Origin of the sequence: Nocardia sp. FDAARGOS_372 (assembly GCF_002554515.1) — a bacterium.
GTDB classification, from domain to species: domain Bacteria; phylum Actinomycetota; class Actinomycetes; order Mycobacteriales; family Mycobacteriaceae; genus Nocardia; species Nocardia farcinica.
On record NZ_PDDW01000001.1, the window covers coordinates 5,081,163 to 5,095,127 of the forward strand.

The following is a 13,965-nucleotide window of genomic DNA, read 5'->3' on the forward strand; positions in this document are numbered from 1 at the left end:
CGCTCAGCGGGCGCGTTGGGTGGAACCAAGGAACTGGGACGGGCGTTCAGGAGGAGGCGGCAAGCGCAAGTCGTGGCCTTCCGCGCGCCAGCAGATCTGTCACGACGTGTCACAAGCAGTCCGTACAACCGCGTACGAGACAAGACTCCGACGGAAGCACTTGGCCACTTCGCATAGGGGCACGGACACCAACAGATCCACATCGGGCGCTAGGTATTCGACTCGTAATGAAAAGGTCGGGGGTTCGATTCCCCCAGGCGACTCCATACTTGCTGGTAGATGTAGGTTTTGCCCCGTCGAGGATCGTGGCCACCGCGCCGCGGAAACTGTGCGCGGTCACGTCGTCGGGATGCCGAGGGCGTCACGAACCCGCTGCCATTCGTGCCCGACGTTCTGCGGGTCCCGCAGCGTCCCCGTGTTGGACGGAGACGCCAGATCGAGGGCATCCGTCTTGCTCGGAGGCGCGGCCAGCTGGCGGGCCGCCTGGGCTTTCCGGCGCTGCGTCAGCGCTTGTACGACGAAATCGTGCAAGCGCGATGACGCCCTTGCGGTTCTTCGGGTCGTCGTCGTTGCCGATCCGCACCAGCCCCTTGGCCTTGACCCGCACGACCTTCCCGCTCGTGCGCAGCGTGCCCGCCGCCAAGTCGATGTCCGGCCACACCAGCCCGAGTATCTGGCTGCGGCGCAGCCCGGCGCCGGCGAGGACCGTCACCCAGTCGGCCAGGTCGGCGTTCGCGCAGTACTCGGCGACGGTCGGCGGCGTGTACGACTTCACCGGCTTGCCTCGTGTCCGTTCTGCCCGGGACAGCTTGCGTGGGCAGGGACCTTTTCGAACTGCGCACGGCGGACAGGATCGTGCGCACTCTTCGACGGTGACATCTCGTGGGCCGCCCGTCCGGCCCTTGGCCGCGATGTTCTGCACGAGCTGGTTTCCCGTACCGGATTCACCGTGAGCGCGTCTTCGCGCACCGCGTTGCGGAACATGCCGGAGAGGACGTTTCGGTCTGTGCGCATCGACCCGGGGCCCTTGGCCCGCCCGAGGTCCACGAGGAACGCTTCCACGGACGATGTGCTCACTTCGAGGAGCAGACGGCCACCGAACGCTGTGTTGAAGGTCACTGCATCACGTCATAGCGTTCGATCGTCGAAGGCGCCCGGTTCTGTTCGACGAGGTACCCCTGGTACTCGTCCCACAATTGCCGAACAGTCGTGCTTTCCGACAGCTCGCCGCCCGCGTCCACCCGAGTAGCGGTCGCGGCGGCCAGTGCAGCATCTGTCGCTCGGGAGCCTTGGGCGTCCGGAACCTGTCGCCCGCGTGCGTCGAGCTTCAGCGGCGACGTGCGCGTTACCTGCCGACGTTTACCGGTCTTGTCGCGCACCAGGACCCGCGCCTGCCAGTGCCGGGGCGCAGTTCGGTCAGCATCACCTTGCCCGGAACGTCGATCGGTCGCGCCGGTCTGCCGCGCCGCATCAGTCGATCAGCCCGTCGAATCATTCCCGAATCCTCCTGCGCGTCCAGCGCCGCATCCAATGCGTCGAGGTCGCAACGGAAGTCCTTTCCCACCTTCCGCGGCCGGGGCAGCCACGGATCGCGATGCCGGTTCCATCGGCGTAGCACTTCGGGGTTCACACAGATATGCGCTGCAGCGACTTTCGTGGTGACCCGCCGTCGCGGCCGGTGTGCGCTGGGTTCAGCAGACATCTGCCTGTCCTTCCGGGCCAAGATCCAAATCATTGCTGTCTGTTTGCTCTGTAGTGTGGGCGGCATCCGTGCCGGTATCGGCACTATCCGCCCCTCCGGAGGCAGGACGGTAGCCGCGAGCATCGCCCGGTCGTATTCGGCACGCCAGGCGAGACGCTGAGAGGTCGCGGTCATGAGCAGATGTGCGCGGAGGGGACGCGGGTACCGGAGCCGATGCGCGACCAGGTGTAGCGATGGGGATCGCGGGCAGGTTTGTCGAGGCCGGCAAAGGCCAGAATGCGGCGCACGAACTCCATGCGATCGGCCTTGTGGTCATCGAGGGTCTCTTCGCGCATCCGCGCCAGTTGCGCGGACATCCTGACGACCATTTCCCGCAGCAGCGCCAACGCCGAATTGTCGTAGGCGAACCGGTCGAACCACCCCTGACGGAACCCGAATTCCACCCCGCCCTTGGGGCTCGACCACCTGCCGCTGCCTTACATCCCGAAAGGGACCGCACCGTGTCGGTGGGTACCGAGGAGTTGTCTCCTATGGATCGTCGGATGCGTCGTCCGACACGGCAGAAGGCTGGTGAATTGCCTGATGGGAGGGGGCGGCGGCGTGCTAGGTTCGGTGCCTGTTCCACGTCGTCTACAGGGGAGTCGATGGCAGTCACACGCATGCAGGTCACGCCGGCGCGACCAAAGCTCGGAGGTGCGTTACGCGATGCCGGGCCAGGGGAGGCGTTCGGCGACGAACTGACGGTGGCCGGCGTGAGATACACCGGCGGTGCGGCAGGAGCCGAGGGTGGTGACGTCATCGCGGTCAGTGCCTCGGAGTTCTCCGGCGCCCGGCTTGTCGGGTCGCTGACCCGTACGACTTTCGACAATTGCGTGTTCGACTCATCGGATCTCGCGGGGCTGCGTGCCGACGAGACATCGTTTCTGGAATCGGCCATCGCGCAGTCGCGTCTGACCGGACTGTCGTTGACTGACGGGGTGCTGCGTGATGTGACGGTGGAGGACACCCATGCGGATCTGGCGTCGTTCCGTGGCAGCAAGTTTCAGAAAGTGGTGTTCACCGGCTGCAACCTTGCGGGAGCCGATTTCCAGCGGGTGCGGTTCCGTAGTGTCCGGTTCGAGGGGTGCGACCTGACCGGTGCCCAGTTCTCGCAGGCGAGTATCGAGCACAACACCACGTTCGCCGATTGCCGGATGGTCGATGTGCGCGGGGTGCGCGGGTTGAAGGGTGCGCATGTGCGCGGTGACGACCTGCTCGGGCTGGCGGCGAGCCTGGCCCGAGAGGTCGGCATCGAGGTGGACTGGTGACTCAGGACGCGACAGCGTACCGGGAGAACCGTTCGTCGGAGATCGATTCGGCGACGTAATCCCAGTCGAGAGAGAACGCGAACTCCGCGAGCTGGTGCACGAGCATCTGCCCGTAGGAGGTGAACAGATCTCGCTTGGCGTTGAGGCCCTGGCAGCATTCGCGCAGTGAGCCGGTGAACATGTCGACGAGTTCGGTTTCCCCGCGCTGGTGCTGCATCCACATCAGCGGCACCGCGACCACTGCGGAATGAAACGCGCGATCGAGTGGGCGGAGTTGCCCGAATTTCACCGCGGACAGCACACGGAACTCCTGGGCGTCGAGGTGTTTCACGGGTTTGGTGTAGAGGCCGTGGACCATTTCGCCGACGAACAGGTTCAGGTGTGTGGCCTCGTGCACGAGCGATTCGGCGAAGTCGTACACGGTCCAGTGTGGTCCGGGACTCAATGCGACCAAGCCGGGCAGGTGCGCCGCAGATCCGCCGCCGGTGCTGTCGGACGGCAGCAAGATGACATCGGTGACCAGCAAATCGACCAGGCGCCCGAGGTCGGCATTGAGGTCGCGGACGTACTCGCCGGCCTCAGCGACGCAGCCGGGCCATATGTCACGCTCTTCCGGAGTCGAGGGGCGCAGGCCATTGAAGATTCCGTCGAAGACATCGGATTCGCGCAGGTACTTGCCCCACTGGCTGTCCTCGTAGTGGATTGCCGAACCTTCCGGCGGCGCGTCGATCGGCCGATGTCGGCTGACTGCTTCCCGGTAGGAGACGGGCAGCCTTGCGGGATCGGGGATTTCGCCGAGGACCGCGCGTGTGTACCGGGCGGTGTTCTCGTAGGCGTGGCCGATGTTGAGGAAATGCATGGTGGAAGCTCCTGGTGGATAAGGGGTATGGAACGAAACAGGCGGGCGGCGGAATGTGGTACTCCGCCGCCCGCCCTACGAGTCGGTGAGTTGGCCTATCAGGTCCAGCCGCCCATCATCGCCGCGTTGTCGTCGCTGCGGAACTGGGCGATGCGGTCGCGCACCGCCGCGTTCGTGGCTTCGGAGTCGGACGCCGCCCGCTGTACGGCTTCGTTGGTGATCGTGTCGGTGTTCAGGGTGCTCATGGCATTCCTTCCAATTCGGTTTCTTGATCCCCTGGCCAGGGCCCTATGCGCGGGCGCATCTGCCCGCGGTACCGGTTACGTTCGGGCACGGGAACGGTCACCGTGTTGTGTCCTCCGGGTGCGTCGCCCGGTACTGCGACATCACGCGGTCTATCTCGCCCTGCAACCGAAACGCATCGGCCGGCGCGTCGTCCCCCAGCGGCGACGCGACATGCCTGACAGGAGCCGTCTCGTTGTCGGCGTCGCGCATCATGTCTCCACCTCCGCGACGTACGCGGCTGCTTCCGCGAATCGCGGACACCGGTGTGCCACATGCCGATCCATCACCAGGCATGCATGCGCCTGCGAACGGATCGGCCCACCGGTCCGGCATTGCGCTGGCGGGTAGTGGTCGTCGAGCGCGCGCAAACCGGCCGCGACCCGCTCCAACAGGTGCAGAGACCTACAGCCGAACCGGTACAGATACGTGGGACGCGTTGCCGGAGTTCGCACCGGCAACGACGGCAGTCTCTCGCTCATCGGGGGGGACACCTCGATCGGTTGGGATTGGTTCCGTGGGGCCGCGCCCACCCCCGAGGCATGAGGGGCGTCCCGAGGGCGGGGCGACTGAAACCAGGATTTCGCAGCATCGCCCAACATCGAAGGCACGGAAGTGATACGCCAGGGATACGCTTGGAACCGGACCGGCGTTCTGCGCCCGTGGAGGTGGAATGATCGTTTCCAGATGGACACAATCAGAGGTGCGCGCACTCCGCGTCGCCGCGCTACGGGAAACGCAGGAAGAGTTCGCCGAACGTGCCGGATTCGGGCTGCCGACGATCAAGAAGTGGCATCGTGCCACTCGTGACCGGCCGGTGCGCGGCCGGTCCGCCGAAGCACTGGACACGATGCTCGCCCAGCTCGACGACGATCAACACGCCCGGTTCGCCACAGAACTACGGATCACCAGCGCCGAGCCCGCGCCACCGGAACACCCCGCGCCGCCGAGCACCTCCACCACACACGGTTTCGGCCTCTACGCATGGGAAGTTGACGCAGACGTGAAGCGAAGGGAATTCGGGAAACTCGCAGCGGTTGCGGCGGTCTCCGCCGCCGGACTGTCCTCCGACGCCTGGCAGTTCGGGGAACACATCGGCCGAGCCGACGTCGACCGGCTACTCGCCGGCGTGGACCTCCTCGAGGCCGAGGACCAGCGGGTCGGAGGCGGCAAGCTCGTCGAGTTCGCGGTTCAGCAGTTGGCCGCCGCCAAACACCGCCTCGATATCGGCAGCTACTCACCCGAGGTCGGGGACGCGTTCGCCGCCGCGACAGGACGACTGGCGATGATGGCCGGGTGGCTCGCCGCCGATACCGACCGACAGCCCCTGGCGCGCCGCTGTTACGCCGACGCGTTCGCGCTCGCGACCGAAGCCGATGACGAAACACTCGTCGCGGACGCCTCCCTGTATGCCGCCAACCAGGCCATCGGCCTGGCCCGCCGCGGGCACGGCACCCCATATCACGCGCTGAAATACATCGACCGGGCCCGCACTCTGTCCCGCGGCAAACCGCCTGGCCGCATCCACGCGCTGATCGCCGCGCGGGAAGCCCAGGCTCGAGCGTTGATGGGTGACCGGGCTGCATTCGGCCGCGCCGTCGCCACCGCCTGGCGGGAGCTCGATCACGCCCTGATGTTCGAGGCGCTCGAGGAAGCGCCGCAATGGTTGCGGTTCGTCACCGCCGCCGAGCTTCGCGGGCATGAGGCACGCGGGTACGGCGATCTCGGAGATTGGGCGCGCTCGGTACAGGTATTCGACGAGATCCTGTCCGGAGACGAGCCGGACAGCCCACGGAACGCCACGCACACATCAGCGTGGGCCGCCTCCGCGAAAGCGCGACTCGGCGACGTGTCCGGCGCACTCGACACCGGACACGGCGTTTTGACCGAGTTGGAGTCTGTCGCGTCTGTCCGGACGCTGCGGGTGATGGAACCGGTGCGTGACATCGATCCGGGCGGAGATTTCCGGGATCGGTTCGACCAGCTCGGCGCGGCGATGAGCAGGAAGGCACTCATGCCATGAACACACCGGAGTTCCGGCGGTACAACGCGACCCAGGCCCGCGAGCTGCGGGCCGTTGTCGAGGCCATCTTCCGGCGCTCGTATACCGATGCGATCGAGTCGGGAGACCCGTTCGACACGCCTGAGGAGTTCATGCGCCGCTTCGACTCCTACACCGGCGGAAGCGGATTCGACCTCGTAATCGCCTACATCGATGGGGAGCCTGTCGGCCAGACTTGGGGTTGGCCGCTGGGTCCGCACAACGCCTGGTGGGGTGGGCTGACGCTGGATGACGATGATCCGGCCGAGTTTACCGCCGAGGACGGCACGCGGACTTTCGCGCTGTCGGAGATCATGGTGTGCCAGGAGTGGACGGGTCGAGGTCTCGCCCGTGCCCTGCATGATGAACTGCTGTCCGGCCGGCGTGAGCAGAGGGCAACGCTGCTCGTGGAGCCGGAGAACGAGCGAGCGTATGCGCGCTATCGGAAGTGGGGATGGTCGCGGGTGGGGACGTTGACGCCGGGGTGGCCGGATGCTCCGACCTTCGATGTGCTGATTCGCTCGCTGCCGGTGTGACCGAGCTGTTCGATGGTCGACAGTGGTCGACGATAGGCAGATGCGCAGGAACCGTTCCGGGACGCCGCTGGCGATGGCAATCCGTCCTCGTCCCGGGACGGTACCTCCAGCCCCGCGAAGGTCTTCGTCGGCCTCCCTGCCGATGAGAGCCCCTGACCATCTGCCACGGCCTCCTCTCGCCACGGCCATGCTCGGCTGGTCGCCATCAGCCGACATTCCGCACCGGTAGACCCGGCATGAACTCGGCAGTCCGCGTGAGGAGTACTTCGACATCGACTGACATGGTTCGAAGGTGGGCGCGGTTCGTCCGGCCGAGTGGCCGGCTCACTCGGTGACGTAGCGCAGCAGGACCGCGGTCTTGAAGTGCCGTGTTTCGGCCAGGCGCAGGCGGAGGCGGGTGTCGAGGGCGGGGAAGTACGGGGTGCCGCCGCCGAGAACCACGGGGGAGACGAACATCTGGTACTCGTCGACGAGTCCGTGCGGTATCAGCGAGGCGGCCAGTGTCGCGCCGCCGACCTCGATGACGCCGTCGCCCGCGGCCTTGAGTCTGCCGACCTCCTCGGCGGAGTTCGCGCTGATCAGCGTGCTGTTCCAGTGCACTTCGGGCACTGTCCGGGAGAAGACGACCTTCGGCTTCTCGGTCCAGAGCCTGCCGAACTCGCGCTCGATGGGCGGTGCGTCCGCGGGGACGTGCGGCCAGTACTCGGCCATCAGCTCGTACAGGCGGCGGCCGTGCAGCGAGATCTCGATCTCGCGGAAGCGGTCGTTGTGGAATTGGTGCAGTTCGTCGTCCGGCTCGGTCCAATCGATGGCGCCGGCGCGGTCGTTGATGTAGCCGTCCAAGGACACGCTGAACCCGTAGACCAGTTTCCTCATGTCGGTGTAGACGCGCCGCGCCGGCAGAAATCATCGCCGGGACCCGTCAGGCGCCGTCGAGTAACCGTTTGGGGGCCGCCAGTTTCCAGGAGTCGAGCACGATGGCGCGCAGTTCGTCATGGTCGTCGAGGGCGGCGAGGCGGACCCGGACCCAGGCGTTGTTGGCCTCGTGGGGTGCGATCCAGAACTTGGCCGGCTCGGCGGCGACGAGTTCGTCGCGGTCGATGACGGGGCAGCGGACGGCCATGGAGGTCTCGTCGTCGGGCAGGGTGAGGAACAGCGAGCGCGCGACCCGGAAGAAGGGCATCTGCCAGGCGAATTCCTCGGTGGTTTCCGGGAGGGAGAGGGCGTAGGCGCGTACGTCGTCGCCGGTGGTGCTCATGGGCGTGATCTTGCCAGCGGGCACCGTCACGTGGCCGGGCCGGCGGTCACCGACACCGGCGGCGCCGGGCTGCCGGTGGTCCACCTGAACGGTCAGTTCGCCACACAGGGCTACCTCCAACATCGAGCTCGGCGAGCTGTCCCGCGAGCGGGAGCTGGGTCCGGTGCTCGACGAGATCAGGGTGCCGGTGCGGTACGTGGTCGCCTCGGGCACCTCGTTCGGCAGCCGCGGTGACGAGCAGGAACGCATCCGCAGCGGTCTGGACGCGGCCGCCCTGCCTCGCAGGATCAGCGCCGCCCTCGACGCCGGATGACGGCGGCCGTCGGTAACCGCGCCTGACCGGGCGGAACAGCGTGGCAGCCGACCGCACGTGTCCTGGTCGCGCCCGCCGGAGTTGCGCCGACCCGTGACCTACCTCTATGGTTCATTACATGAGTAATGAACCACTCCACCGAGGAGGGTGAGCTGGTGCTCGAAGACGGGAAGCCGCTCTTTCTGCAGATCGCGGAGATGATCGAGAACTCGATCATCGACGGGTCGCTGGCGGAAGAGGCACAGGCGCCGTCGTCGAACGAGCTCGCCGCCTTTCACCGGATCAACCCGGCGACGGCGGCGAAAGGGCTCAATCAGCTTGTGTCGGAAGGGATTCTGTACAAGAAACGAGGGATCGGCATGTTCGTCACGGCCGGCGCGCGCAACGCCTTGCGGATGCGGCGTAGGGAGCGGTTCGCCCAGCAGTACATCGATCCGCTGATCGCCGAGGCCGACAAGCTCGGCATGGGCATCGACGAACTCAAGGCCATGCTCGACCAGCGGGAGGGATCACGATGAGCGCGACCTACCTCGACCCTGCGGTGCTCGACACCGAGACCGTCGCGTCGGTGCGGGGTGTCGGCATGCGGTTCGGTTCGGTCACGGCGCTCGACGACGTGTCCTTCGAGCTGCGCGCGAACACCATCTACGGCCTGCTCGGCCGTAACGGCGCCGGCAAGACGACGCTGATGCAGGTGCTCACCGGACAGCAGTTCCAGACCGCGGGTGAGGTCAGCGTGTTCGGGGCGACGCCGCACGAGAACGCGGCCGTGCTGCGCGATGTCACCTTCATTCGCGAGAGCCAGCCGTACCCGGCCGATTACAAGGTCAAGCATGTGCTCGACGTGGCGCGGCACCTGCTCCCGCACTGGGACGAGGATTTCGCCCAGCGATTGTTGCGCGATTTCGACCTGCCGCTCGGTCGACGGGTCAAGAAGCTCTCCCGCGGAATGACGTCCGCGCTCGGCGTCATCATCGGCCTGGCGTCCCGGGCGCCGTTGACACTGTTCGACGAGCCGTACCTCGGGCTGGACGCGGTCGCGCGGCAGCTGTTCTACGACCGGCTGCTCGCCGACTACGCCGAGAATCCGCGGACCGTGGTGCTGTCCACGCATCTCATCGACGAGGTGGCGGATCTGCTCGAGCATGTCATCGTCATCGACCGCGGCCGGGTGGTCGCCGACGCCGCCGCCGACCAGCTGCGCGAATCGGCGATCACCGTCGCCGGGCCGGTCGGCGAGGTCGACCGCTTCGTCGCCGGACGGCCGGAACTGCGCCGCGAAGCACTGGGCAACCAGGCGCGCGTGCTGGTGCGCACCACCGACCACGACGCCGACGTCGCCCGGGCGGGCGCACTGGGACTGCGGCTGGAGCCGGTCTCGTTGCAGCAGCTCATCGTCGAAACCGCCACTACCCAGGAGCAGTGATGATCGCCCGAGTCCTGTCCGTCGCCCGCATTCACGTCGTCTCCTGGCCGCTGCTGTTCGCCTGGCCGCTGGGCGTGCTGACGGCCGCGTTCGCCATCCCCTGGGTGATCTTCGCGCTGGTCGACACCGAGGACCGGAACATGACCGGCAGCGTCTACTCGATCCTCGGCATCGCACTGGCCTTCTACCTGGTCGCGATGACGCAGTCGCTGCCGTTCGCGCTGGGGCTCGGGGTGACCAGGCGCGACTACTTCCTCGCCACCCTGTTGGTCGCGCTGACCCAGATCGTGGGCTTCGGGGTGCTGCTGTGGGGACTGTCGGCGGCCGAGCAGGCCACCGACGGGTGGGGGGTGAACATGGTGATGTTCGGGATCCCGGCCGAATTCACCGACAACCGGCTGGTCCAACTGGGGACCTTCCTGGCGGTGCTCGCGCTGATCGCGGCCGCGGGCCTGCTGATGGGCGCCATCCAGCAGCGGTGGCGGGTGACCGGGCTCTACACCCTCGGCGCGGTGGTCCTGGTGCTCGGCGGTCTGGCCGCGATCCTGGTGACCTGGCAGCGCTGGTGGCCGGAGGTGGGCCACTGGTTCACCGACAGCCCGCGCGCGGTCCCGATGGTCCTGTTGCCCGCGGTCCTGGCGGCGGTCTGCCTCGGCGGCGCGTGGATGCTGGTCCGTCGCGCCACGGCATGACCACGAATCCGAACGCGGCGGCGCAGGCCCCGGCTCCTCAGCCGGGGCCGTTTCCTCACACCGCGTCGGCCTGCGGCCGGTAGGCGCTGGCGGCGATCTTCGCCAACTCCGCGTTGAACCGGTCGGCCGCCTCCACGTTGCTCAGGTGCCCGGTCGGCCAGACCTGGTAATCCGCCAGCGAGCCGGACGATTTCAGCGCCTCGACGATGGTGCGGTTCATCCGCTCGGGCAGCAGGTGGTCGTGCAGGCCGGCGATGACGGTGGTCGGCACGGTCAGGTTCTTCGCCGCGTCGCCGAGGTCCATGTCGGCCAGCGCCGCCGCGTGCAGGCCGCGGGTGAGCGGGCGGCAGGAGCGGACGATGCCGAGCGCGAAGGCGGCCTGGTCGGCGGTGGCGTTCCTGGTCATCACGCGGGACTTGAGGACCGCGGTGACGAGTGGGCTCATCGGGCCACCGGGCAGCGGTACCGGTGCGGTGAGCAGGGTTTCGGCGAGCACCATCGGCATCCGCACGCCACGGCCGAACACCGTGAGCGGTCGATTGGCCACGGCCAGCGGCTTGTTCAGCAGCGGCAGCAGATCGGTCTCGAAGCGGATGTCCTTGGAGGCGGTGTTGGCCAGCACGACGGCGGCCGCGCGGTCGGGCACCTGCTCGGGATAGCGGGCGGCCCAGGCCTGCAGGGTGATGCCGCCCATGCTGTGGCCGACCAGCACGGCGCGGCGGCCACGGGGCAGGGTGGCGTCGAGGACGGTGGCCAGATCGTCGGCCAGGGTGTCGGCGCAGGGCGCGACGCGGCCGAGGGTGCTCTCGCCGTGCCCGCGCTGGTCGTAGCAGATCACGCGGTAGCGGTCGGCCAGGGCGTTGATCTGCGGGTGCCAGTACTCGATGCAGCAGCTCCAGCCGTGGATGAGCACGATGACCTCGCCGTCGGCGGGGCCGTAGGCATGCACTCGGAGGCGGGCGCCGTCGACGGTGGTGACCGGCACGATCTCCACGGGCGCGGCGGGCTTGTTCAGCGACGCCGTGGCATAGGTCCGGGATCGCAGGGCGGCACGGTAGGCCGCGGTGAGCGGTTCGGTGCTGCGCACCCCCGCCAGGGTCTTCATCGACGTCACCAGCATCGCACACTCCTTTGTGTCTGTCGTCACCGTACCGTGCAAGCACGACTGCTTGCTAGTGCAAGCGCTCGGTGTCGGAAAACCTGGCTCCGAATGCTTGGATACCCGATATTCGGTCCACTGAACTTTCCGTCCCGACCGAAGATCTTCGGCGCCGGAGCGGCGTCCTGCCAGGTCTATCGATGGGGTACCCAGCGGCGATACCGAGTGCCGCCGACCGTTATCGAGTCGAGAGCAGCGCCGCCGCGTCGGGTGCGCTGGCGCCGGTCGGCGCGGCCCGGCTACCGTGGGTTCTCGTGGACACGCCCGTCGATCACCAGGCACCCAGGCCCGTACAGCGCGGTGGTCTGCGAGCGCTCGGCCTGCCGATGCTGACGGCCGCGGCGGGCGCCGGCGCGCTGGTGCTGTTGCACGTGCGGGATCCGCACGTCGAGGGGTCCTACGGCGAATGCCCGGTGTATGCGCTGTTCGGGGTGTACTGCCCGGGCTGTGGCGGCATGCGCGCGGTGCACAACCTCACCGACGGCCGCGTCCTCGACTCCCTGCACAGCAACCTGCTCGCGCTGCCACTGATCGTGGCGTTCTTCTGGTTCGTCGCCGACTGGTCGGTGCGGGCGTGGCGGGGACAGAAGCCGCGGGTGCCCGCCATCGACACATCGGTCATGTGGGCGTTGTTCGCGCTCTTCGCGGTATACGCGGTGCTGCGCAACACCCCGTGGGGCACCTGGTTGACGCCGGTCTGATCACGGCGCGGGCGGTTTCCCCGGCGCGGACCGGGCACTCTGTCGATATGACGGATTCACTGAAGAAACGGGTGCGGGAGAAGTTGCTGCGCCAGCTCGGCGAGGACGGCCCGCCCGACGCCGAGCACGACGACCCCCGCCAGATCTCGGTCGAGACCGACCTGGACGCCCTCGACAGCGTGACCGAGGACGACCCCCTGGTGGAGGAACTGGCCGAACGCTATCTGGTGTTCTGAGCGCATGTTCTCGACGCGCATGTTCTCGACGCGCATGTCCTCGACGCGGCGCCCGACATCCTCAGCGCGGCACGGTCACGGCCTGTCCGCCGTGCGGCGGCAGCGGCGGCAGCGCCGTCTCGCGTAACCAGCTGTCCCACAGCGGGCGCAGCGGCACCTGGCTGTAATGGCCTGCCAGATCGGTGAATTCCTCGGTGTCCACGCAGGCGTGCCGGTAGCGACCGGTCCACTCCCGCAGCAGATCGAAGAACGCGCGGTCGCCGAGTTCGATGCGCAACGCGTGCAGGGTGAGCGCGCCGCGCTTGTAGACCCGGTCGTCGAACATCAATGCGGGGCCGGGATCTGCCAGCACCAGATCCTGAGGCTCACGGGAGAGGTTGTGCCGGGCGGCGCGGGCCAGCTGGTCGGCGCTCGGGCCGCCGGCGGCCTCCGACCAGATCCACTCCGCGTAGCAGGCGAAACCCTCGTGCAACCAGATGTCGCGCCACCGGCGCAGAGTGAGGCTGTTGCCGAACCACTGGTGGGCGAGTTCGTGCGCGACCAGGCGTTCGGAGCCGCGGCGGCCGTCGCAGTGGTTGGCGCCGAAGATCGAGATGCCCTGTGCTTCGATCGGAATCTCCAGGTCGTCGTCGGTGACGACCACGGTGTACCCGGCGAACGGGTAGGGCCCGAACAGGTCGGTGAAGACCTCCATCATCCGCTGCTGGCGGGCGAAATCGATGTCGAAGGCGGCGCGCAGCCGGGCGGGCAGCACCGCGTACATCGGCACGGGTGACTGCTCGGACCCGATCCGATGCCTGCGGTAGGGGCCGATCTGGATGGTCGCCAGGTAGCTCGACATCGGCTCGGGTTGTTCGTAGACCCAGGTGGTCTGGCTGGCCTTGGTCTGCTTGCGGACCAGGGTGCCGTTGGCGAGCGCGTGGTACGGGCTGTCGGTGGTGATCGAGATGCGGTAGCTGGCCTTGGAACTGGGGTGGTCGTCGCAGGGGAACCAGGAGGCCGCGCCGTTGGGCTGGCTGGCGACCAGCGCGCCCTCGGTGAGTTCTTCCCAGCCCACCTCACCCCACGGCCCGCGCACCGGTTTGGGCGCACCGGCGTACTGGACCACCACCGCGAGCACGCCGCCCGCGGGGATCTTCTGCTGCGGGGTGAGGACGAGCTTGCCGTTGCGGTGGGTGTAGCGGGCGACCTTGGCGCCGTTGACGAACACCTTGGCCACGCTCAGCGACTGCGCCAGGTCGAACGCGAAGCGCGGGCGCACCGCGGTGGTCACCGCCGTGATCTCGGCGCGCCCGCTCAGCCGGTTGCCGGCGACCTTGTAGACCAGGTCCAGTTCGTAGCGGGAGACCCGATAGCCGCGATTGCCGTTCTGCGGCAGGTAGTCGTCGATCGGCTCGTCGTAGAATTTGTCGCCCATCAGCACTTCTCGCCCCTCACCACTTCTCACCCGTCA

20 protein-coding genes are annotated in these 13,965 nt (G+C 67.6%); 9 read left to right on the top strand and 11 right to left on the bottom strand.

All coding sequences use genetic code 11. The annotated features are described in order from the left end of the window. Positions 1 to 361: 361 nt before the first annotated feature. From CRM89_RS30530 to CRM89_RS31110, 3 genes are all read right to left on the bottom strand, one after another. On the bottom strand, positions 362 to 775 hold the full coding sequence (locus CRM89_RS30530; protein ID WP_127516295.1) for a hypothetical protein: 414 nt from the start codon (positions 773 to 775) through the stop codon (positions 362 to 364). 340 nt (positions 776 to 1,115) lie between these two features. Beyond that, positions 1,116 to 1,379 carry a hypothetical protein gene (locus tag CRM89_RS30535; protein WP_127516297.1) on the bottom strand — a complete coding sequence of 88 codons (264 nt, stop codon included), beginning with the start codon at positions 1,377 to 1,379 and terminating at the stop codon, positions 1,116 to 1,118. A gap of 493 nt (positions 1,380 to 1,872) precedes the next feature. Beyond that, on the bottom strand, positions 1,873 to 2,145 hold the full coding sequence (locus tag CRM89_RS31110; RefSeq protein ID WP_172964566.1) for a hypothetical protein: 273 nt from the start codon (positions 2,143 to 2,145) through the stop codon (positions 1,873 to 1,875). Between the two features lie 201 nt (positions 2,146 to 2,346). On the opposite strand from CRM89_RS31110, the gene CRM89_RS31115 reads away from it, so the two are divergent. After that, positions 2,347 to 3,009 carry a pentapeptide repeat-containing protein gene (locus tag CRM89_RS31115; protein WP_172964567.1) on the top strand — a complete coding sequence of 221 codons (663 nt, stop codon included), beginning with the start codon at positions 2,347 to 2,349 and terminating at the stop codon, positions 3,007 to 3,009. A gap of 1 nt (position 3,010) precedes the next feature. On the opposite strand, the gene CRM89_RS23855 is transcribed toward CRM89_RS31115, so the two are convergent. The 4 genes from CRM89_RS23855 to CRM89_RS31130 form a co-directional block, all read right to left on the bottom strand. Next, entirely contained in the window at positions 3,011 to 3,868 is an 858-nt protein-coding gene (locus CRM89_RS23855; protein ID WP_060593761.1) for an HEXXH motif-containing putative peptide modification protein, read from the bottom strand. Positions 3,869 to 3,966: 98 nt separating this feature from the next. Next, positions 3,967 to 4,113 (bottom strand): hypothetical protein, encoded by a 147-nt coding sequence (locus CRM89_RS31120; RefSeq protein ID WP_159005437.1) that lies wholly within the window; start codon positions 4,111 to 4,113, stop codon positions 3,967 to 3,969. A gap of 97 nt (positions 4,114 to 4,210) precedes the next feature. Then, positions 4,211 to 4,366, bottom strand: coding sequence for a hypothetical protein (locus tag CRM89_RS31125; protein ID WP_159005435.1), 156 nt, complete (start codon positions 4,364 to 4,366; stop codon positions 4,211 to 4,213). Positions 4,367 to 4,877: 511 nt separating this feature from the next. Beyond that, positions 4,878 to 5,030 carry a hypothetical protein gene (locus CRM89_RS31130; RefSeq protein ID WP_172456890.1) on the bottom strand — a complete coding sequence of 51 codons (153 nt, stop codon included), beginning with the start codon at positions 5,028 to 5,030 and terminating at the stop codon, positions 4,878 to 4,880. 249 nt (positions 5,031 to 5,279) lie between these two features. Between CRM89_RS31130 and CRM89_RS23860 the strand changes: the two genes are divergently transcribed. Then, complete coding sequence (locus CRM89_RS23860; protein WP_127516299.1) at positions 5,280 to 6,173, top strand: hypothetical protein; 894 nt, start codon at positions 5,280 to 5,282, stop codon at positions 6,171 to 6,173. Next, positions 6,170 to 6,727 carry a GNAT family N-acetyltransferase gene (locus tag CRM89_RS23865; RefSeq protein ID WP_060593759.1) on the top strand — a complete coding sequence of 186 codons (558 nt, stop codon included), beginning with the start codon at positions 6,170 to 6,172 and terminating at the stop codon, positions 6,725 to 6,727. The genes CRM89_RS23860 and CRM89_RS23865 overlap by 4 nt, the downstream gene beginning before the upstream one ends. 324 nt (positions 6,728 to 7,051) lie before the next feature. On the opposite strand, the gene CRM89_RS23870 is transcribed toward CRM89_RS23865, so the two are convergent. Both CRM89_RS23870 and CRM89_RS23875 read right to left on the bottom strand, forming a co-directional pair. Next, positions 7,052 to 7,603 carry a dihydrofolate reductase family protein gene (locus CRM89_RS23870; protein WP_060593758.1) on the bottom strand — a complete coding sequence of 184 codons (552 nt, stop codon included), beginning with the start codon at positions 7,601 to 7,603 and terminating at the stop codon, positions 7,052 to 7,054. Between the two features lie 46 nt (positions 7,604 to 7,649). Next, positions 7,650 to 7,985, bottom strand: coding sequence for an MmcQ/YjbR family DNA-binding protein (locus CRM89_RS23875; RefSeq protein WP_098087102.1), 336 nt, complete (start codon positions 7,983 to 7,985; stop codon positions 7,650 to 7,652). Between the two features lie 163 nt (positions 7,986 to 8,148). Between CRM89_RS23875 and CRM89_RS31870 the strand changes: the two genes are divergently transcribed. The 4 genes from CRM89_RS31870 to CRM89_RS23895 all read left to right on the top strand — a co-directional run bounded on the left by CRM89_RS31870 (position 8,149) and on the right by CRM89_RS23895 (position 10,416). Next, entirely contained in the window at positions 8,149 to 8,298 is a 150-nt protein-coding gene (locus tag CRM89_RS31870; RefSeq protein WP_228799976.1) for a hypothetical protein, read from the top strand. A 125-nt stretch (positions 8,299 to 8,423) separates the two neighbouring features. Beyond that, positions 8,424 to 8,816, top strand: coding sequence for a GntR family transcriptional regulator (locus CRM89_RS23885; protein ID WP_011206901.1), 393 nt, complete (start codon positions 8,424 to 8,426; stop codon positions 8,814 to 8,816). After that, complete coding sequence (locus tag CRM89_RS23890) at positions 8,813 to 9,724, top strand: ABC transporter ATP-binding protein (RefSeq protein WP_011206902.1); 912 nt, start codon at positions 8,813 to 8,815, stop codon at positions 9,722 to 9,724. The genes CRM89_RS23885 and CRM89_RS23890 overlap by 4 nt, the downstream gene beginning before the upstream one ends. Beyond that, entirely contained in the window at positions 9,724 to 10,416 is a 693-nt protein-coding gene (locus CRM89_RS23895) for an ABC transporter permease (protein WP_098086352.1), read from the top strand. Before CRM89_RS23890 ends, CRM89_RS23895 begins: the two co-directional genes overlap by 1 nt. A gap of 55 nt (positions 10,417 to 10,471) precedes the next feature. Here the strand turns inward: CRM89_RS23895 and CRM89_RS23900 are convergent, their stop codons facing one another. Beyond that, complete coding sequence (locus CRM89_RS23900; protein ID WP_041559775.1) at positions 10,472 to 11,536, bottom strand: alpha/beta fold hydrolase; 1,065 nt, start codon at positions 11,534 to 11,536, stop codon at positions 10,472 to 10,474. Positions 11,537 to 11,715: 179 nt separating this feature from the next. Between CRM89_RS23900 and CRM89_RS23905 the strand changes: the two genes are divergently transcribed. Further along, the gene (locus CRM89_RS23905) at positions 11,716 to 12,276 is read left to right on the top strand and encodes a DUF2752 domain-containing protein (RefSeq protein ID WP_098086354.1); all 561 of its coding nucleotides are present in this window, start codon (positions 11,716 to 11,718) and stop codon (positions 12,274 to 12,276) included. 47 nt (positions 12,277 to 12,323) lie between these two features. Beyond that, positions 12,324 to 12,512, top strand: a complete 189-nt coding sequence (locus tag CRM89_RS23910; protein WP_011206906.1) for a hypothetical protein — start codon at positions 12,324 to 12,326, stop codon at positions 12,510 to 12,512. 61 nt (positions 12,513 to 12,573) lie between these two features. Here CRM89_RS23910 and CRM89_RS23915 read toward each other — a convergent pair whose 3' ends face one another. Next, complete coding sequence (locus tag CRM89_RS23915; RefSeq protein ID WP_098087104.1) at positions 12,574 to 13,929, bottom strand: M1 family metallopeptidase; 1,356 nt, start codon at positions 13,927 to 13,929, stop codon at positions 12,574 to 12,576. Positions 13,930 to 13,965 lie beyond the last annotated feature (36 nt).